Source organism: Flavobacterium sp., assembly GCF_044361065.1.
GTDB lineage: Bacteria > Bacteroidota > Bacteroidia > Flavobacteriales > Flavobacteriaceae > Flavobacterium.
On the sequence record NZ_JBIKJI010000002.1, the window covers coordinates 22,851 to 42,395 of the forward strand.

General features: G+C 32.1%; 19 protein-coding genes. 12 read left to right on the plus strand and 7 right to left on the minus strand.

The window, feature by feature from the left end; genetic code table 11:
• Positions 1-82 precede the first annotated feature (82 nt).
• Positions 83-748 carry a DUF4271 domain-containing protein gene (locus tag ACIQ11_RS00330; RefSeq protein WP_396151740.1) on the plus strand — a complete coding sequence of 222 codons (666 nt, stop codon included), beginning with the start codon at positions 83-85 and terminating at the stop codon, positions 746-748.
• Positions 749-770: 22 nt separating this feature from the next.
• The gene (locus ACIQ11_RS00335; RefSeq protein ID WP_353079313.1) at positions 771-1,520 is read left to right on the plus strand and encodes a uroporphyrinogen-III synthase; all 750 of its coding nucleotides are present in this window, start codon (positions 771-773) and stop codon (positions 1,518-1,520) included.
• Between the two features lie 112 nt (positions 1,521-1,632).
• Here ACIQ11_RS00335 and pckA read toward each other — a convergent pair whose 3' ends face one another.
• Both pckA and ACIQ11_RS00345 read right to left on the minus strand, forming a co-directional pair.
• Positions 1,633-3,258 carry a phosphoenolpyruvate carboxykinase (ATP) gene (gene pckA / locus ACIQ11_RS00340; protein ID WP_396151742.1) on the minus strand — a complete coding sequence of 542 codons (1,626 nt, stop codon included), beginning with the start codon at positions 3,256-3,258 and terminating at the stop codon, positions 1,633-1,635.
• A gap of 72 nt (positions 3,259-3,330) precedes the next feature.
• Positions 3,331-3,714: a DUF423 domain-containing protein gene (locus tag ACIQ11_RS00345; RefSeq protein WP_396151744.1), complete on the minus strand. Its 384-nt coding sequence runs from the start codon at positions 3,712-3,714 to the stop codon at positions 3,331-3,333.
• 119 nt (positions 3,715-3,833) lie between these two features.
• Between ACIQ11_RS00345 and ACIQ11_RS00350 the strand changes: the two genes are divergently transcribed.
• Positions 3,834-5,195, plus strand: coding sequence for a saccharopine dehydrogenase family protein (locus ACIQ11_RS00350; protein WP_396151746.1), 1,362 nt, complete (start codon positions 3,834-3,836; stop codon positions 5,193-5,195).
• Positions 5,196-5,259: 64 nt separating this feature from the next.
• On the opposite strand, the gene ACIQ11_RS00355 is transcribed toward ACIQ11_RS00350, so the two are convergent.
• From ACIQ11_RS00355 to leuS, 3 genes are all read right to left on the minus strand, one after another.
• Positions 5,260-5,961 (minus strand): zinc metallopeptidase, encoded by a 702-nt coding sequence (locus tag ACIQ11_RS00355; protein ID WP_353079455.1) that lies wholly within the window; start codon positions 5,959-5,961, stop codon positions 5,260-5,262.
• A gap of 144 nt (positions 5,962-6,105) precedes the next feature.
• Positions 6,106-6,774, minus strand: a complete 669-nt coding sequence (locus ACIQ11_RS00360) for a hypothetical protein (protein ID WP_396151749.1) — start codon at positions 6,772-6,774, stop codon at positions 6,106-6,108.
• An 81-nt stretch (positions 6,775-6,855) separates the two neighbouring features.
• Positions 6,856-9,798 (minus strand): leucine--tRNA ligase, encoded by a 2,943-nt coding sequence (gene leuS / locus ACIQ11_RS00365; protein WP_396151751.1) that lies wholly within the window; start codon positions 9,796-9,798, stop codon positions 6,856-6,858.
• A 159-nt stretch (positions 9,799-9,957) separates the two neighbouring features.
• On the opposite strand from leuS, the gene ACIQ11_RS00370 reads away from it, so the two are divergent.
• From ACIQ11_RS00370 to ACIQ11_RS00390, 5 genes are all read left to right on the plus strand, one after another.
• Positions 9,958-10,833, plus strand: coding sequence for a cell division protein FtsX (locus tag ACIQ11_RS00370; protein ID WP_396151753.1), 876 nt, complete (start codon positions 9,958-9,960; stop codon positions 10,831-10,833).
• A 104-nt stretch (positions 10,834-10,937) separates the two neighbouring features.
• The gene (locus ACIQ11_RS00375; protein WP_396151755.1) at positions 10,938-11,177 is read left to right on the plus strand and encodes a DUF3098 domain-containing protein; all 240 of its coding nucleotides are present in this window, start codon (positions 10,938-10,940) and stop codon (positions 11,175-11,177) included.
• 48 nt (positions 11,178-11,225) lie between these two features.
• Positions 11,226-12,035 carry an undecaprenyl-diphosphate phosphatase gene (locus tag ACIQ11_RS00380; protein ID WP_396151757.1) on the plus strand — a complete coding sequence of 270 codons (810 nt, stop codon included), beginning with the start codon at positions 11,226-11,228 and terminating at the stop codon, positions 12,033-12,035.
• The gene (gene truB / locus ACIQ11_RS00385) at positions 12,035-12,727 is read left to right on the plus strand and encodes a tRNA pseudouridine(55) synthase TruB (protein ID WP_396151759.1); all 693 of its coding nucleotides are present in this window, start codon (positions 12,035-12,037) and stop codon (positions 12,725-12,727) included. The genes ACIQ11_RS00380 and truB overlap by 1 nt, the downstream gene beginning before the upstream one ends.
• A 4-nt stretch (positions 12,728-12,731) precedes the next feature.
• Complete coding sequence (locus tag ACIQ11_RS00390) at positions 12,732-13,259, plus strand: hypothetical protein (RefSeq protein ID WP_396151761.1); 528 nt, start codon at positions 12,732-12,734, stop codon at positions 13,257-13,259.
• Between the two features lie 2 nt (positions 13,260-13,261).
• Here ACIQ11_RS00390 and ACIQ11_RS00395 read toward each other — a convergent pair whose 3' ends face one another.
• Positions 13,262-13,852 carry a thioredoxin family protein gene (locus ACIQ11_RS00395; protein WP_396151763.1) on the minus strand — a complete coding sequence of 197 codons (591 nt, stop codon included), beginning with the start codon at positions 13,850-13,852 and terminating at the stop codon, positions 13,262-13,264.
• Positions 13,853-13,993: 141 nt separating this feature from the next.
• Between ACIQ11_RS00395 and pyrH the strand changes: the two genes are divergently transcribed.
• A complete protein-coding gene (gene pyrH / locus ACIQ11_RS00400; RefSeq protein ID WP_396151765.1) occupies positions 13,994-14,701 on the plus strand; it encodes a UMP kinase in 708 nt (235 codons plus the stop codon).
• An 81-nt stretch (positions 14,702-14,782) separates the two neighbouring features.
• The gene (gene frr / locus ACIQ11_RS00405; protein WP_396151767.1) at positions 14,783-15,346 is read left to right on the plus strand and encodes a ribosome recycling factor; all 564 of its coding nucleotides are present in this window, start codon (positions 14,783-14,785) and stop codon (positions 15,344-15,346) included.
• A gap of 61 nt (positions 15,347-15,407) precedes the next feature.
• On the opposite strand, the gene ACIQ11_RS00410 is transcribed toward frr, so the two are convergent.
• On the minus strand, positions 15,408-16,424 hold the full coding sequence (locus ACIQ11_RS00410; protein WP_396151769.1) for an NAD-dependent epimerase/dehydratase family protein: 1,017 nt from the start codon (positions 16,422-16,424) through the stop codon (positions 15,408-15,410).
• A gap of 138 nt (positions 16,425-16,562) precedes the next feature.
• On the opposite strand from ACIQ11_RS00410, the gene asnS reads away from it, so the two are divergent.
• Both asnS and rpoN read left to right on the plus strand, forming a co-directional pair.
• Complete coding sequence (gene asnS, locus ACIQ11_RS00415) at positions 16,563-18,011, plus strand: asparagine--tRNA ligase (RefSeq protein ID WP_396151771.1); 1,449 nt, start codon at positions 16,563-16,565, stop codon at positions 18,009-18,011.
• A gap of 99 nt (positions 18,012-18,110) precedes the next feature.
• The coding region (gene rpoN, locus ACIQ11_RS00420) for an RNA polymerase factor sigma-54 (RefSeq protein WP_396151773.1) at positions 18,111-19,545 on the plus strand (1,435 nt) is incomplete at its 3' end.

Consider the following 19,545-nt stretch of genomic DNA (forward strand, 5'->3'; position numbering starts at 1 on the left):
TACAAAATTAAGTTATTTTTACATTTATTTTCTTAATAATTTTATAATTTATTTGAGTTATTTTTTTTGTTACTTTTGCAGTATGAATATTATGCTATCAATAGAACGAGTTTTAGTCAACAAAGATTGGGCAACCCTATTATTTGTTTTAGCGACAGCCATTATTGCACTTAATAAAACTATTTTTTCAGTTCGATTTAATGAATTTATAAAATTAGGCTATTCTGAAAAGTATAATAAGATATACAAAGACACCAATAATTTATTAAGTTGGTTTACGATTTCTATGTTTGTCATTCAATTAATTTCCTTTTCCTTTTTTATTTTATTGTTTTTAAGTTATTTTAATTATACGAAAACCGATAATTATATAACTTATATCCAAGTAATAACATTTTTATTTGTGTTTATTTTATCTAAATTTTTAATTGAAAAAATTATAGGAACAGCTATAGATTCCGAAAGTTTAGTAGATAAGTTTAATCTAATAAAAGTAAATTATCGCGCTTTTTTAGGTTTTATATTATTACCTATAAATATTGTTTTGTATTATAATTCTTGGCCAATAAAAGAAGTGTTTTACATTATTTTAACCATTTTTTTACTTTATAATGTTTTTACTTATTATTTTTTAGTTAAAACGTATCAAAAGACAATATTAAGCAAATTGTTTTATTTTATTTTATATCTTTGCACGCTTGAAATAGCACCGTATTATTTCATGTATTATTGGGTAACGAAAAATTAGGAATTTTTTAGGTATGTCAAATTTGAAAGTAAAAACGATTTTGGTTTCGCAACCAGAACCTAAAGTGGACAATTCTCCATATCACGATTTGCAAAATAAATTTAAGGTTAAAATTGATTTTAGACCTTTTATTCATATTGAAGGCGTTTCAGCTAAGGAAGTAAGAGCGCAAAAAATTGATTTAAATTATTTTACAGCAATTATATTTACTAGTAAAAATGCTATAGATCACTTTTTTAGAGTTGCAGAAGAAATGAGATATAAAATCCCTGAAGATTTAAAATATTTTTGTCAATCCGAAGCAGTGGCGTTTTACTTACAAAAATATGTAGTGTACAGAAAACGTAAAATTTATGTAGGTCAGAAAGATTTTTCTGATTTAACGACACTTATAAAAAAATACAAAGACGAAAAGTTTTTATTGCCAAATACAGATCAATTAAATCATGATGTACCTCAAACATTAGACGGTTTGAAAGTAGATTGGAAACAAGGAATTTTTTACAAAACTGTAATGAGTGATTTATCTGATTTAAAAGATGTTTATTATGATGTCTTGGCATTTTTTAGTCCAACAGGAATAAAATCTTTATTTAAGAATTTTCCAAATTTTGAGCAAAATAATACAAGAATTGCAGTGTTTGGACCAACTACTCAAAAAGAAGCCTTAGATCATGGATTACGAGTTGATATTTTAGCACCAGCTCCAGGAACACCATCTATGACAGGTGCTTTGGAAAAATATGTTGCGGAAGCAAATAAAGGGAAATAATTATTTTATATATAAATTAAAAAAGCGTTCAGAAATGAACGCTTTTTTTGTACAATAAAAAATCGTCTTGATTTCAAGACGATTTTACAAGTAAGTTTTACTTTGTTAGGTTTTATAATTTTGGACCTGCTTCTACTAAAGCAGCACCTTCTTGATTATCCGTGTACTGTATAAAATTCTTAATAAAGCGACTTGCTAAATCTTCAGCTTTTGTATCCCATTCTTTTGGATTTGCATACGTATTTCTTGGATCTAAAATAGTATAGTCAACATCGTGTAATGAAGTTGGCACTTCAAAATTAAAAACAGGTACAATTGTAGTTGCTGCTTTTTCAATTGAACCATCTAAAATGGCATCAATTATAGCTCTTGTGTCTTTAATAGATATTCGTTTTCCAGTTCCATTCCAACCTGTGTTTACCATGTAAGCAGTAGCTTGATGTTGTTCCATTTTTTTTACTAACTCTTCTCCATATTTTGTTGGATGTAAAGTTAAAAAGGCTTTTCCAAAACAAGCTGAAAACGTGGGTTCTGGTTGCGTCACGCCTCTTTCAGTACCGGCTAATTTAGCTGTAAATCCTGATAAAAAATAATATTTTGTTTGTTCAGGAGTTAATTTTGAAACTGGTGGCATCACCCCAAAAGCATCTGCGGTTAAAAAGATAACTTTATTAGCGTGTCCTGCTTTTGAAATCGGTTTTACTATATTGTCTATATGATAAATAGGGTAAGATACACGCGTATTTTGTGTTACAGAACCATCTTTAAAATCAATTTTTCCATTAACATCAACAGTAACATTTTCTAATAAGGCGTCTTTTTTTATAGCTTTAAAAATATCTGGTTCGTTTGCCGCACTTAAATCAATAGTTTTTGCATAGCAACCGCCTTCAAAATTAAATACACCATCATTATCCCAACCGTGTTCGTCATCACCAATTAATTCGCGTTTAGGATCCGTAGATAAGGTTGTTTTTCCTGTTCCAGAAAGTCCAAAGAAAACAGCTACATCACCATTTGTCCCTTTATTTGCAGAACAATGCATCGATGAAATTCCTTGTAAGGGTAAGTAATAATTCATTAAGGCGAAAAGTCCTTTTTTCATTTCTCCACCATACCAAGTACCACCAATCAACTGAATTTTTTCTGTTAAGTTAAAGGCAACGTAAACTTCCGAATTTAATCCATGTGCTGCGTAGTCTTTAAACGATGTTTTAGAACCGTTCATCACCACGAAATCTGGTTCGCCAAAGTTTGCTAATTCTTCTTTGGTTGGTCTGATGAACATATTTGTTACAAAGTGCGCTTGCCAGGCCACTTCCATAATGAAACGAACTTTTAAACGTGTGTTTTCATTTGCACCACAAAACGCATCAATTACAAAAAGTCTTTTTCCGGATAATTGTGTAGAAGTAGTTTCTTTTAAGGCATTCCAAGTTTCTGTTGAAATAGGTTTGTTATCGTTAACCGCTTTTTCAGAATTCCACCAAATGGTATTTTCTGTTGTGCTGTCTTTTACTATATATTTGTCTTTTGGAGAACGACCTGTAAATTCACCCGTCATAACATTAACGGCGCCAAGTTCTGTTAGTTGACCTTTTTCATAACCTAGTAGGTTGTCATTTAACTCTTCGTCATAAAGTAAATCATAGGAAGGATTATATACGATTTCTGTGACATTTTTGATTCCATATTTTTCTAACGAAATCGATTTCGTAAATTGAGCGTAGGTATCCATAAAATTATAAGTTATGTTGCTTTTATTTAAAGTGCAAAATTAAACAATAATTTGACAAATACGCGTTTTCTGTTATTTTTTCGTCAAAATTGCATAAAATAAATATCCCCAAGATAGGATAAGAAGTAAACCTCCTATTGGTGTTATAGGCCCAATTAGTTTTGATTTAATTCCAGTTAAGCCATTAGTTGTTAATACATAAATGGAACCTGAAAAAAAGAACACACCCGCTAAAGTCAAATAAAATATGATTGTTTTTTCCTTTAAGGTAATAATTTGCGTTGCGCCAATGAACAATAAAAACAAGGCGTGATACATTTGATATTTCACACCTGTTTCAAAAGAATTTAATTGTTCAACAGTAAGTGATTTTTTTAAGGCATGTGCACCAAAAGCTCCAAATATAATAGCTAAAAAGCCTAAAGTACAAGCGGCAAGTAGAATTTTCTTTTCCATGGATTGTGTTTTATCTCTTCACAAATATAACAAACTTCAAATCAAGTTTTTTTATAAATGCTCGTTTTTATTTTTTAGAAATATAACATTTCATTACCTTCGTGTGATATTAAAGTAAAATGAGAAAGATACTTATTATAGGAGCGGGTAGATCAGCCTCTTCACTTATAAAATATTTATTAGATAAATCAGAAGACGAAAAATTAGTAATTACCATTGCTGATTTATCCGAAGCATTAGCCAATAAGAAAACGGGAAACCATAAAAATGCACGTGCCATTTCTTTTGATGTTTGTAATGACGAACAACGTAAACAAGAAATTCAACAAGCGGATATTGTTATTTCAATGCTACCGGCTCATCTTCATATTGAGGTAGCTAAAGATTGTATTTTCTATAAAAAAAATATGATTACGGCATCGTACATTAGTGAAGAAATGAAAAGTTTAGATTTTCAAGCTAAAGAAAACCAAATTGTTTTGATGAATGAAATTGGTTTAGATCCAGGAATAGACCATATGAGTGCTATGAAAATTATGGACGACATTAAAAGTAAAGGCGGAAAAATTATTCTTTTCGAATCTTTTTGTGGCGGTTTAGTAGCTCCAGAAAGCGATACCAATTTGTGGAATTATAAATTTACCTGGAATCCAAGAAATGTCGTTTTAGCGGGTCAAGGCGGCGCGGCAAAATTCATACAAGAAGGCACTTATAAGTACATTCCTTATCATAAATTATTTAGAAGAACCGAATTTTTAGAAGTAGAAGGTTTTGGACGATTTGAAGCGTACGCAAACAGAGATTCTTTAAAATATAGAGACATTTATGGTTTACAAAATGCAGAAACCTGTTATCGTGGAACCATAAGAAGAGTAGGTTTTTCAAAAGCTTGGGATGTTTTTGTGCAATTAGGTATGACGGATGATACCTATATTATTGATGATTCTGAACATATGAGTAATCGCGATTTTGTGAATTTATTTTTGCCTTATCATCCAACGGACTCGGTGGAAATTAAATTCAGACATCAATTAAAAATTGACCAAGACGATGTAATTTGGGACAAACTTTTAGAGTTAGATTTGTTTAGCAAGTCGGTAGTTACAGGTTTAAAAAATGCTACTCCAGCTCAAATGTTAGAAAAAATACTATCGTATAAATGGACATTACAACCAGAAGATAAAGATATGATTGTGATGTATCATAAAATTGGTTATGAAGTTAACGGTGAGCAAAAACAAATTGATTCAACAATGGTTTGTTTGGGCGACGATCAAACGTATACCGCGATGGCAAAAACCGTAGGATTACCCGTAGCCATTGCCACTTTGAAGATATTAAATGGCGAGATACAAACAACAGGGGTGCAATTACCTGTTTCTAAAGAAGTGTATCTACCAATTTTAGAAGAATTAGAACAGTATGGCGTAGTTTTTAAAGAATTTGATGTACCTTATTTTGGATACGATTACTATAATTAAATAAAAAAATCCAAATTCCGAAATTGTTTCGAAATTTGGATTTACTATTTTAGGTTTTTAAGAATTAATCTCTGGATCCTAATATTCTATATGCCCAATATAATAAAGAAGCTAAAGCACCTAAAGCGGCAACTAAATACGTTCTGGCAGCCCATTTTAAAGAATCTTCGGCGCCAGCATATTCTTCTTGACCTAACATATTTTTGTTTTTCAACCAAGCCAAAGCACGATTACTTGCATCATATTCAACAGGCAAAGTAATAAAACTGAAAGCCGTTGCAACAGCCATTAAAGCCAAACCTGCAACAGCAACATAAAAGCCAATTCCAGATTTTGAAGCGAATCCTAAAATAATTCCACCCATAATTAACCATTGCGACATACTTGACGACACATTAACCATTGGCACCATTTTAGAACGCATCGTTAGCCATTCGTAGGCTTGTGCGTGTTGTACCGCGTGTCCAACTTCGTGAGCGGCTACTGCTGCAGCTGCTGCATTTCTTTGGTTATAAACGGCTTCTGATAAATTCACTGTTTTATCTACTGGATTGTAATGGTCTGTCAATCTTCCTGGAGTAGAAATCACTTTTACATCACTAATTCCGTGATCGGCGAGCATTTTTTCTGCAATTTCGGCACCAGACATCCCATTTCTTAAGGTAAGTTTCGAGTAATGCTCAAATTTGCTTTTTAAACGAGAACTTACTAACCAACTAAAAAGAGCAATTGCTCCAATTAAAATCATATAAGGTAAATCAAACATAGTATTTAATTTTAAAAATTTAAAGTTACTAAATTAACATCAAATTATGAGCCAAATATAAAAAATGACAGTTTGACATTTGTTTGTTTTAGACAAATGTAAAAAATGCCATTTTTATTATCGATTACATTTTATTCGTATATCTTAAAATACTAAACCTACTACAAAACGATTATTATTTCTTTCATTAATTGAATTTGCGATATTTCCGTAATCAGACTTCCATTTTCCATTGGTAAAAGCCAATTCATAAGCGCAATTCAATCTGACTTTATAAAATTTATCTTTAAATAGATATATTGATAAAGATGGGCCTGCATAAAACATTTGATTTCTTATAGATAACAAACCACCATTTGTATTAGGATTTAAATTATTAAAATCAATAGTGTTGTTTTTAGAGTACAAATCTACTTCTGAAGAGGTTCCTGCTAAACTTAACCCAGAAGTAAATGCAAAATTAGTTTTGTTAATCAGGTTATAATGAAAGCGAATACGTCCCGTAAAATGCATATTCTTATTCTTTGAAGATAAATTCTCTTTTTTATTTTCTCCAAATCCAAATTCAAAATCAGAAGAATATTTTTTCCCAAAAACATTGAATCCAAAAACAAATTCTGCCGGGCTGTTATCTAAAAGAACAACATTTGATGCTTGTAAATTTCTATTAAGATTTAAATTGTCTTGAATATGCGCATTAACTCCAATGTAAAAAGTAGTCTCTGCATTACTTTTTTTGTTTTCTTCATTTTTTTCTTGGGCCGTTCCAAATTGAAAAGCAACCAAAACCACTAAAAGTATAAATTTTCTCATTTTGATCAATTATTTAAATGTTATTTTAACAAAATTAAAATCAGGAAAGCTAAAATCTATTAATAATTTGTTAAAATAACTCTATCCCACCAAATTAATAATCTTTCCTGGAACAATAATCACTTTATTTGGCGTTCTGCCTTGTAAATGTGCTTGTGTGCGCTCGTCTGCCATTACGATTTCTTCAATTTGAGCGGCTGTTAAGTCTAATGGTAACTTAATCGTAAATCGCATTTTTCCATTAAACGAAACCGGATATTCTTTTTCAGATTCAACTAAATATTTTTCTTCAAATTTTGGAAAAAGTTGTGTTGAAATCCCTTCGTAATCTTTCAATTCTTCAATTTTTAAATCTTTCAATCCCAACCATAATTCTTCCGCAATATGAGGTGCATATGGCGAAACTAAAATGGCTAAAGGTTCTAAAATAGCTCTGTGATTGCATTTTAATTGTTGCAATTCGTTTACGCATATCATAAATTGAGACACCGATGTGTTGAAAGAGAAATTCTCAATGTCTTCGGTTACTTTTTTAATGGTTTTATGTAACGATTTATACATTTCTGCATTTGGTTCATCGTTTACAATAACCGAACCGTTATCATCAAAATACAAACGCCATAATTTTTTCAAGAAACCAGAAACACCTGTAATTCCTGCCGTGTTCCAAGGTTTAGATTGCTCTAAAGGTCCTAAAAACATTTCGTACAAACGTAAGGTATCGGCACCATATTCATCACAAATATCATCTGGTGAAACTACATTATACTTTGATTTCGACATTTTTTCTACTTCGCGACCAACAATGTATTTTCCGTTTTCTAAAACAAATTCTGCATCTTTATAATCAGCATATAAAGGATGTGATTTGAATTTTTCGATATCTAATTCGTTCGTAATATCATTTATACAAGATAAATCAACGTGGATAGGATTTACATTTTTACCTTGAATTAATCCTTTAGAATAAAAGGTTTTAGAATCTTCACTTCTATACACAAAAGCACTCATTCCCAAAATCATTCCCTGATTAATCAATTTCTTGAATGGTTCTTCGGTTGGAGCATAACCTCTGTCTTTTAAGAATTTATTCCAAAAACGAGAGTACAATAAATGTCCGGTGGCGTGCTCGCTTCCTCCAATGTATAAATCTACGCTTTCCCAATATTTTAAGGCGTCTTCGCTCGCAAAATCGTTTTCATTTTGCGCATCCATATAACGCATCCAGTACCAAGAAGAACCTGCCCAACCTGGCATAGTGTTCAATTCTAACGGAAATACGTTTACATTATCTATCAACTCACAACTAACAATTTGCGACTTTTCAACGTCCCAAGCCCAAACTGTTGCGTTTCCTAAAGGTGGTTGTCCGTCTTCGGTTGGTAAGTACTTTTCTACTTCTGGTAATACAATTGGCAAGTGTTTTTTGTCAATCATTTGTGGTAAACCATTCACATAATATACTGGAAAAGGTTCGCCCCAATAACGTTGGCGAGAGAAAACGGCATCACGTAAACGGTAATTCACTTTGGCATTTCCTGCGCCTATTTCTTCTAAAGCTTCGATGGCTTTTTTCGTTCCGTTTTTATAATCTAATCCGTTTAAGAAATCAGAATTTACCAATTCAAAACCACCTTTTTCACCATAAGCGGCTTCAGAAATATCTTGGTTGAAAATATTTTTTATTTCGGGCATTCCGTGCGTTCCTTTAAAGAAATTCGCGAAAGCATAATCACGCTCATCGCCACAAGGAACCGCCATAACGGCACCTGTTCCATAACCCGCCAACACATAATCGCCAATCCAAACCGGAATGGGTTCTTTGGTAAACGGATGTTCGGCATATGCCCCTGTAAATACTCCTGAAATGGTTTTTACATCGGCCATTCTTTCTCTTTCTGAACGTTTTGCTGTTGCTTCTACATAAGCTTCCACCGCTGCTTTTTGTTCTGGAGTGGTAATTTGTTTTACCAAATCGTGTTCGGGTGCCAATGTCATAAAGGTAACTCCGAAAATCGTGTCAGGTCTGGTCGTAAACACATTGATATAGTCGAAGGTCGAAGGTCGAAGGTCGAAAGACTCAGATTGTGTTTGACTTTCCGACTTTTGACTTTTGACTTTAAACGAAACTGTAGCTCCGACTGATTTTCCAATCCAATTTCGTTGTGATTCTTTGATAGATTCACTCCAATCGATATCGTTTAAACCTTGTAATAAGCGTTCCGCGTAAGCAGAAATTCGCATACTCCATTGTGTCATTTTCTTACGAACTACGGGATGTCCACCACGTTCTGAAACGCCGTTTACAATTTCGTCATTCGCTAAAACGGTTCCTAAAGCCGCGCACCAATTGACTTCGGTTTCTGCTAAATAGGTTAATCTGTATTGTAATAAGATTTTTTGTTGTTGTTCTGATGAAAAAGCGCTCCATTCGGCTGCAGAAAACGAAGTGATGTTATCATCGCAAACGGCATTAACTTGCGTATTTCCGTTTTTCTCAAATTCTTGCATTAAGGTGCAAATACTTTCCGCTTTATCGGATGTTTTATTGTACCAAGATTCAAATAATTGAATGAAAATCCATTGGGTATGCTTGTAATAGTCTGCATTTGAGGTACGAACTTCTCTGCTCCAATCAAACGAAAATCCAATTTTATCCAATTGATTTCTGTACCCTTGAATACTATTTCCCGATTTATCTACACCACCTTCAATATTCATTCGAGTCGTATCTGCAGGATGTTGTCCTGTTTGAATCGCATATTGTTCAGCTGGTAAACCAAATGAATCGTACCCTTGCGGATGCAATACATTAAATCCTTGATGTCTTTTATAACGTGCAACTATATCTGAAGCGATATAACCTAACGGATGCCCCACGTGCAAACCAGCTCCAGATGGATACGGAAACATATCTAATACATAGTATTTAGGTTTATCCGATTGATTAGACGCAGCAAAAGTTTGGTTTTTTGCCCAATAGTGTTGCCATTTGGCTTCGATTTTTTCGTGGAAATATTTCATTTCTGTTTTCTATAGTCTATTTTCTGTTTTTTTATTATCGGTTTTAACCGAAAAATAAGGTGCAAATTTACATTTTTATATACTAATGTTAAAACTTTGTTGTTATATTCTGTGTAAACAAAATTTCTTTACTATTTTTACAGCATAATTAGTAAACTTATGGCACAATCATTTGAGCAATATCAACGCAGAAGATTAATTTCTTCTTATTTTTCGGTAGTTTTTAGTATTTTTTTAGTACTTTTTTTATTAGGAGCATTAGGTTTGTTTGTGATAAATTCTGAAAAAATTTCGAACGATTTTAAAGAAAACATTCCTATGAGTGTTTATTTTAAAGACGAAGCGAATGATACGATTCTAAATGCATTTGATACAGAATTGAAAAATTCAAAGTTTATAAAATCGTACGATTTTGTAACCAAAGAAGAAGCTGCTAAAAACAATCCAGACATAGTTGGTAAGGATTTTATGGAGTTTTTAGGATTTAATCCGTTACAAAATTCTTTTGATATTAATTTAAAAAGTGATTATGTAACTAAAGAAGAGATTAAAAAAATAGAAAATAATTTTAAAAGAAATGGCAATATTTCTGACATTATTTACGATAAAGAATTGGTAGAATTAGTTAACGAAAATGTATCTGAAATTAGTTTTTGGATTTTAATTATAAGTACAGTTTTAACTTTTGTAGCGATGTTGTTAATTAACGGTTCGATCCGTTTGTCGGTTTATTCGCATCGATTTACCATAAAAACGATGCAAATGGTTGGAGCTACAAAAACATTCATCAGAAAACCTTTTATCAAAACAAGTATTTTATTAGGAATAATTGGAGCGGTTTTGGCCATTATTGGATTGGTTATTTTAGCGTTTTATATTGATGGTTTATTTCCAACTTTAGGAATTGCAAAAGATTACGCTTCTATTGGTATTGTGGCATTTGGCGTATTGTTAATCGGTATTATTATTACTTGGTTGAGTACGTATTTTGCAACCACTCGTTTCTTAAATTTAAGAACAGACGATTTGTATTAGAAGCCTTAAGTAAAAAGTGACTTTGAGAATCTAAGTCGATGGTGACTTCGAGAACCTCAGACACCATAAATTGAGGCCTTAAAACAACATAAATATAAATTACAATGAAAGAAAACACAAAAAAGCCCGAATTTTTATTCAGTGCTACCAATTATAAAATATTAATTATCGGATTAGTGGTTATTGCTTTAGGATTTATTTTAATGAGCGGTGGTGCCAACGAAAATCCAAATGTATTTAATGAAGACGTATATAGCTTCAGAAGAATTAGGTTAGCGCCAACGGTTGTGTTAATTGGATTCGGAATTACAATTTATTCTATTTTAGTGATTAGTAAAAAGTAATTAGTAAATAGTTTAATTTATTTTTACTAATCACTAATCACTAAAAAAATGGATTTACTTCAAGCTATTATCATTGCCATTATTGAAGGCATTACAGAATATTTACCGGTTTCTTCTACAGGACATATGATTTTTGCCAGTTCTTATTTCGGAATTGAAAAAGAAGAATTTGTAAAATTATTTCAAGTTTCTATACAATTTGGTGCTATTTTGGCGGTGGTTGTATTGTATTGGAAAAAGTTTTTCGATTTTTCGAAGTTGCAATTCTTCATCAAATTGGCTTGTGCAGTTGGTCCTGCTTTAATTTTGGGAAAATTGTTTGATGATAAAATCGAAGCAGTTTTAGAACATCCTACTCCTATTGCGATTGTATTAATTATTGGAGGAATAATTTTACTATTCGTAGATCGATTTTTTAAAAATCAGACCATTCATAAAGAAGAAGACATCACTATTAAAAAAGCGGTTACTATTGGTTTTTGGCAATGTTTGGCTATGATGCCAGGTACAAGTAGAAGTGCTGCAAGTATCATTGGAGGAATGCAACAAGGACTAAGTCGACAAGCGGCTGCGGAATTTTCTTTCTTTTTAGCCGTGCCAACGATGTTAGCGGTTACTTGTTATTCGGTATTTTTGAAAACGTATGATAAAAGTGGTCTAAAAGGTTTCGAATTAATTCTGAAAACAGAAGACAATACTAAAATGTTTATAATTGGAAATTTAGTTGCGTTTGTAGTAGCGGTTTTAGCTATTAAGTTTTTCATTGAAATCATTAAAAAATACGGATTTAAACCTTGGGGTTGGTACAGAATTATTGCAGGAATTCTGTTGTTAGCGTACTTTAATTTTTACAAATAATGAAAGCAGAAGACTACCAAGAAGGACAAATTTTACTAATTGATAAACCACTAAAATGGTCTTCTTTTCAAGCTGTAAATAAATTAAAATTCGGATTAATAAAGAAATTAAAATTACCTAAAAAATTCAAAATTGGTCACGCTGGTACATTAGACCCGCTTGCTTCTGGTTTATTACTAATTTGTACAGGAAAATTCACAAAAAGAATTGAAGAATTACAAGGTCAAGCTAAAGAATATACTGGAACCATTACAGTTGGCGCCACAACACCTTCATACGATTTAGAAACAGAAATTAACGCCACGTTTCCAACCGAACATATCACAGAAACTTTAATTTACGAAACGTTACCGCAATTTATTGGTGAAATAGACCAAAAACCACCTGTTTTTTCAGCCATTAAAAAAGATGGAAAAAGGTTGTACGAATCGGCTCGTGCAGGCATTGAAGTGGAAATAAAAACCAGAAAAGTAATGGTTTCTGAATTTGAAATTACCAGAATTGCCTTACCCGAAATAGATTTTAGAATTGTTTGCAGCAAAGGAACGTACATTCGCTCCATTGCTTACGATTTTGGTTTGGCTTTGCATTCAGGAGGTCATTTAACCGCGCTTCGCAGAACAAAAATCGGTGATTATTCGGTGGAAAACGCTACGGAACCTGAAGTTTTTATTCAAGGATTAATATCTTAATTTTATGAAATTATTTAAGGCGATTGTTTTTTTATTTGTTTTTTGTCAATCATTTTCACAGAATAAACAATCTAATTTTTCAAACTTTACTCAATTTGAAATCACGGTTCCTTTTGGATTAAATCAACAAAAGGAATTAGATGAAATTAGATCTAAACCTTGGTACAAACCAAGTGGATTAGGTACAAAATTAGGTTATGGGTATATTTTTCATAATTGGATTGGAATTTCATCTCACTCTGGATTAGATTTGAATTGGGATTCAAAACTTATTTCGGTTCCAATTTATGCACAACTTTCCATTTTGCCTAAAATAGCAGATGAAACAAGATTAATCACACAATTTGGTTTTGGTCAAAGTTTTGTATTAGGTAGGGGTAATTTAGCAGGTAATTATTATAAAGCAAGAATAGGGTTTTTAAATAATGATGACTTTTCTTTGTTTATTGATAGTAGTTTTTATGGATTTAAATTTAATCAGCAATCTTTAAATACAATAAGTTTAGGTTTGAGTGTTTTTTCCTTTGATTAATCTTAACTTATAATCCCAACAATCTCCTTCATTGTAGAAATTCCTTTATCATCTAAATACCATTTTTGCAAAGCTATTTTTACAGCTTCATCCACAATTCCGTGGTTTGCTTTATATTCAATTATTAGGTTTTTTGCGCCTTCTGGTCTTGGTCCCCAATGATTTATTAAATGGAATACTTCATCTAAAAGCAATAATTTCGGAATGGATTTAGCACCATTGGTTAAAAACAGATTGATTAATTCTTCATTTTCATCACGAAAAACTAATTTCAAATCTATATTTTTAGAAGCTTCAGACATTAATTTGATTATTGGTAAAATCTGAGCGGCATCGCCACACCAACCTTCTGAAATTACTAACCAAGTTTGTTTAGATTTCAAATTTTGCAGCGCTTTTTCTACTTCTAAGTCTAATTTTAGTGTTTTTTCTAAACGTTTCATTCGCACTTCATTCAATTCCGAATAGTGCAATAAATCGGCACTTTGTTCGAGTCCGGTCGATTTTCCTTCGCTAATTAAATTCGAAACAAGCGTTCGGTATTCATTATAAGAATAACTATTTTGTAAAGCAGATTGAATGATAGATTTCATAGTTGATGAATTGTTTTTACAAATTTAAAAATAAATTATGAGCAATTGTGTATTATATGTTACACAGAATTGGAGTTTCTAAATTAAATTGTTTTTTTGATAGCAGATAATAATTATATTTGCAACACTAAAAATAACACAATGAGTTACAAAAGAATCCTTCTTAAATTAAGTGGAGAAGCCTTAATGGGCGAAAGACAGTACGGGATTGATCCGAAAACTTTAGCAGATTATGCTTCAGAAATCAAACAAATTCACGATCAAGGTGTAGAAATTGCCATTGTTATTGGTGGTGGAAATATTTTTAGAGGTGTAGCAGGTGCAAGTAACGGAATGGATCGTGTACAAGGCGATTATATGGGTATGTTAGCCACAGTTATTAACGGAATGGCGTTACAAGGGGCATTAGAAGATGCAGGAATGCCAACACGTTTACAAACCGCATTAAAAATTGAAGCTATTGCAGAACCTTATATCAAAAGAAGAGCTACAAGACACTTAGAAAAAGGCAGAATAGTAATTTTTGGTGCCGGAACTGGAAATCCATATTTTACTACAGATACGGCAGCAGTTTTAAGAGGAATAGAAGTAAATTGCGATGTTATTTTAAAAGGAACTCGCGTGGATGGTGTGTATACTGCTGATCCTGAAAAAGATTCAAATGCAGTAAAATACGACACCATTACTTTTGACGATGTATTAGCAAAAGGATTAAATGTAATGGATACCACAGCTTTTACTTTAAGTCAAGAAAATAAATTACCGATTATTGTTTTTGATATGAACAAAAAAGGAAATTTACTTAAAATTTGTAACGGAGAAACAGTAGGAACAACAGTGACAATATAATTAGATTATTAGAATTTTAGACTATTAGAATATATTTTAGTCTAACAATCTTTAATCTAACCATCTAAAAATCATAAAAAAATGACAGAAGAAATTAACTTTATTATTGATAGCGCAAAAGAATCTATGAATGGTTCAGTTGCGCATTTAGAAAAAGAATTTTTAAACATTAGAGCAGGAAAAGCCTCTCCGCAAATGTTAGGGAGTGTTTTTGTAGATTATTACGGGGCACAAACGGCATTGGCTCAAGTGGCAAATGTTGTAGCAGCTGATGCAAGAACTTTAACCGTAACGCCTTGGGAAAAAGCGATGTTGCAACCTATTGAAAAAGCGATTATGATAGCTAATTTAGGGTTGAACCCAATGAATAATGGTGATAATATTATTATTAGTATTCCTGCTTTAACAGAAGATAGAAGACGCGAATTAGTAAAACAAGCCAAAGCAGAAGCAGAAGATGCTAAAGTAGGTATCAGAAACGCCAGAAAAGACGCCAATAGCGACATCAAAAAAGAAGAAAAAGACGGAACATCTGAAGATATCTGTAAAATTGCGGAAGATTCCGTACAAAAATTAACGGATGCTTTTATTAAGAAAATTGATGAAATTTTTGTAGCTAAAGAAGCTGAAATTATGAAAGTATAATAATAAATAACTTTCAATATTAAAAATCCAAATTCCAATATGTAAAAGGAATTTGGATTTTTTATTTCATTTTCTCTATCAACGTTTCCAAATACACCTTCATATCTAAAAACTCAAAATCAATGGCGTTTTTAATTTTAGTCGTATCGTGAGTTTCTAAATTATATAATGCGTTTATGGTTGCTTTTGTGAGCATTCGTTTTCTGAAAAACAGGGTTGTGAAAATAAACTCAAAGATTCGAATAATTTGTAATTGCCACTTTTTTATTTCAAATTTTGGTTTTTTTACTTTGTTGGCTGAGGTTCTCGAAGCCAAATTAGTTGCAATACTATCAAACAATTCTTTATAAGTTTTATCTTCGGCAACTAAAATAAATCGTTCGCCAGAAATGGTGCTTTTCATTAAGTTCGTCATCGCTTTTACCACATCTTCCACGGCTACAATTCCAAGTTTACCTTGCGTGTAAAATAATTGTCCTTTTTTTATATTTTGAATAAATAAACTGCTGCCTTCTTTTGGAAATCCGTTCCCGAAAATTACACCAGGATTCACAATTACAACATCCAATCCTTCTTGAAATCCTCGCCAAACTTCCATTTCTGCGCCAAATTTCGAAATAGAATAATCGCTTCTTACGGCTTCGTTGTTTCTTTCCGTTTCTTCATTTATCAATAAATTATGTTCTGTTCCATTTCCTAATGCCGAAATTGAACTTACATAGCACAATTTCTTTACATCTGAATATAAGCAACAATTCACCACATTTGCGGTTCCAACAATATTATTTTGGTACAGTTTTTCTTCGTCTTTTGGATTAAAAGAAACCAACGCAGCACAATGATATACATAAGAAACGTTAGTAAAAGCAGTTTCAAGTGCAGGAATATCTAAAATATCGGCATTAACCCAATCAATTTTTTCAAATTCCGAAAGCTTGTTTTCATTTTCGAATAATTTTTTAACGTGCAGAAGTCTTTTCTCCGATCTATATATTGCACGTATGGCATTCTCTTCTTGAGAAAGTTGCAATAATAAATGAAAACCAACTAAACCTGTTCCGCCTGTAACTAATATCATTTTGTAAAATTAGTGAAAAATTGAAATAATAAGTAGCTTCTAATAAAGAAAAAACCAGTATAAATTTATCTAAAATTCGTATTTCTAAAACTCAAAAATTCGCCCTATATTTGCATTTTAAATGAACATTTGGAGATTATGAAGCACATCAGAATTATAGATTTATTAGAAAATACAAAAACGTTACAAGAAGTAAACGCAAAAGGTTGGGTAAGAACGTTTAGAAACAATCAATTTATTGCGCTAAATGACGGTTCAACACTTAATAATATTCAGTGTGTGGTTGATTTTGAAAACACACCTGAAGAAACCTTAAAACGCATTACTACAGGTGCTGCAATTTCTGTGACTGGAACTTTAGTAGAAAGTCAAGGTGCTGGACAAAAAGTTGAAATTCAAGTAGCAAAACTTGAAATTTTAGGCGATTCAGATGCGGAAAAATTCCCAATACAACCTAAAAACAAACCAAGTTTAGACTTTTTAAGAGAAAATGCACACTTGCGTACCCGAACCAATATGTTTGGTGCCATTATGCGTGTACGTTCTACATTGTCTTTTGCGGTACATAAATATTTTCAAGAAAAAGGATTTGTGTATGTAAATACACCAATTATTACAGGTTCTGATGCTGAAGGTGCTGGAGAAATGTTTCAAGTTTCCGCTTTACCTTTTGATAATACGCCAAGAACTGAAGATGGAAAAGTAAATTATAAAGAAGACTTTTTCGGTAAACAAACTAATCTTACCGTATCTGGGCAATTAGAAGCAGAAACGTATGCAATGTCTTTAGGTCAAGTGTATACATTTGGACCTACTTTCCGTGCGGAAAATTCAAATACATCACGTCACTTAGCCGAATTTTGGATGATTGAACCAGAAGTAGCTTTTAATGATTTGGCTGCGAATATGGATTTAGCGGAAGATTTTATTCAAAATGTAATTAAATACACGTTAGATAAATGTCCTGAAGATTTAAAGTTTTTAGAAAATCGTTTATTAGAAGAAGAAAAAAACAAACCACAAGCGGAACGTAGCGAAATGGCTTTGTTAGAAAAATTAAATTTCGTTTTAGAGAATAATTTCAAACGTGTTTCGTATACTGAAGCTATTGATATTCTTAAAAATTCGAAACCAAATAAAAATAAAAAATTCCAATATTTAATTGACGAATGGGGTGCCGATTTACAATCAGAACACGAACGTTTCTTAGTAGAAAAACATTTCAAATGTCCCGTAATTTTATTTGATTATCCAGCTAAAATTAAAGCATTTTATATGCGATTAAATGACGGAACCGAACCAGGAAAAGAAACCGTACGCGCTATGGATATTTTATTTCCAGGAATTGGAGAAATTGTTGGAGGTTCGCAACGTGAAGAGCGTTTGGATGTTTTAATCGAAAAAATGAAAGCATTAGGTATTGATGAAAAAGAATTATGGTGGTATTTAGACACTCGTAGATTTGGTTCAGCGGTGCATTCAGGTTTCGGATTAGGTTTTGAAAGATTGGTGTTGTTTGTTACGGGTATGACTAACATTCGCGACGTAATTCCTTTCCCAAGAACGCCAGATAATGCAGAGTTTTAAAAAATAGTTTAGAAGTTTAAAAAGTTTAGAAGTTTAGAAGGTTTATACACAATGCCTTTTAAACTTATAAACGATTAAACACATAAACCAAAAAACAATATGCTTAAACACAGTTTAAATTTCAAATTATCGCAAAAATTATCGCCTCAACAAATTCAGTTGATGAAGTTGATTCAATTGCCTACGCAAGCTTTTGAACAACGTTTGCAAGAGGAAATGGTTGAAAATCCAGCTTTAGAAGGAAGTTTAGACGACAATAACGAATCGTTAGATGACTATAATGATTCTTCAAATGATGAGGATGGTTATGATGATTACGATAACGACCAAATAGATACTGGCGATATTAATATTGATGAATATTTAAGCAACGACGATACGCCAGATTATAAATATCAAAGCAATAATTATAGCGATGACGATGAAGACCGAACGTTGCCTATGGCGGCTCAAATTAGTTTTCATCAAGATTTAATTAATCAATTAAATACCTTTATTCTTTCAGAAAACGATAGAGAAATTGCTGAATTTTTAGTAGGAAGTATTGAAGATTCAGGTTATATCAGACGAACCATTCAGGATATTGTAGATGATATGGCGTTTACACAAGGGGTCTATACCGATGAAAAATCAGTTGAAAAAGTATTGCATATTGTGCAACAGTTAGAACCTTCTGGAGTAGGCGCAAGGGATTTACAAGAATGTTTATTGATTCAATTAAAACACAAAACCCCAACGGAATCGGTTAATTTAGCCATTGCAATACTTGATAAACAATTTGATGCGTTTACTAAAAAACATTACGATAAATTATTGCAAAAATTTGATTGTTCCAAAGACCAATTAAAAAAAGCGATTGAAGAAATTGAAAAATTAAATCCAAAACCGGGCGGTAGTTACGATAGCAATAGTAGGATTGTAGAACACGTAGTACCTGATTTTACCATTCGTATTGTAGATGGCGAATTAGAATTGCTTTTGAACGGAAGAAATGCGCCAGAATTACACGTATCTAAAGACTATCAAGAAATGCTACAAACGTATAAAGTTTCCAGCGACAAGTCTAATTCACAGAAAGATGCGGTACAGTTTATCAAACAAAAATTGGATTCTGCCAAATGGTTTATTGACGCCATAAAACAACGTCAAGAAACCTTATTTGTTACGATGAATGCCATTATGTATTTTCAACGAGAATACTTTTTGGAAGGTGAAGAATCTAAATTAAAACCAATGATTCTAAAAGATATTGCGGATATGATTGGTTTGGATATTTCTACCATTTCCCGTGTAGCAAATAGTAAATATGTGGATACACCTTACGGAACGAAACTAATTAAAGAATTCTTCTCTGAAGCGATGAAAAACGATCAAGGAGAAGATGTGTCTACCATAGAAATCAAAAATATTTTAGAACGCGTTATTGCTGATGAAGACAAGAGTAAACCCTTACCTGATGAAGATTTGGCAGCAATTCTTAAAGAAAAAGGATTTCCAATTGCAAGAAGAACTATTGCAAAATATAGAGAACAAT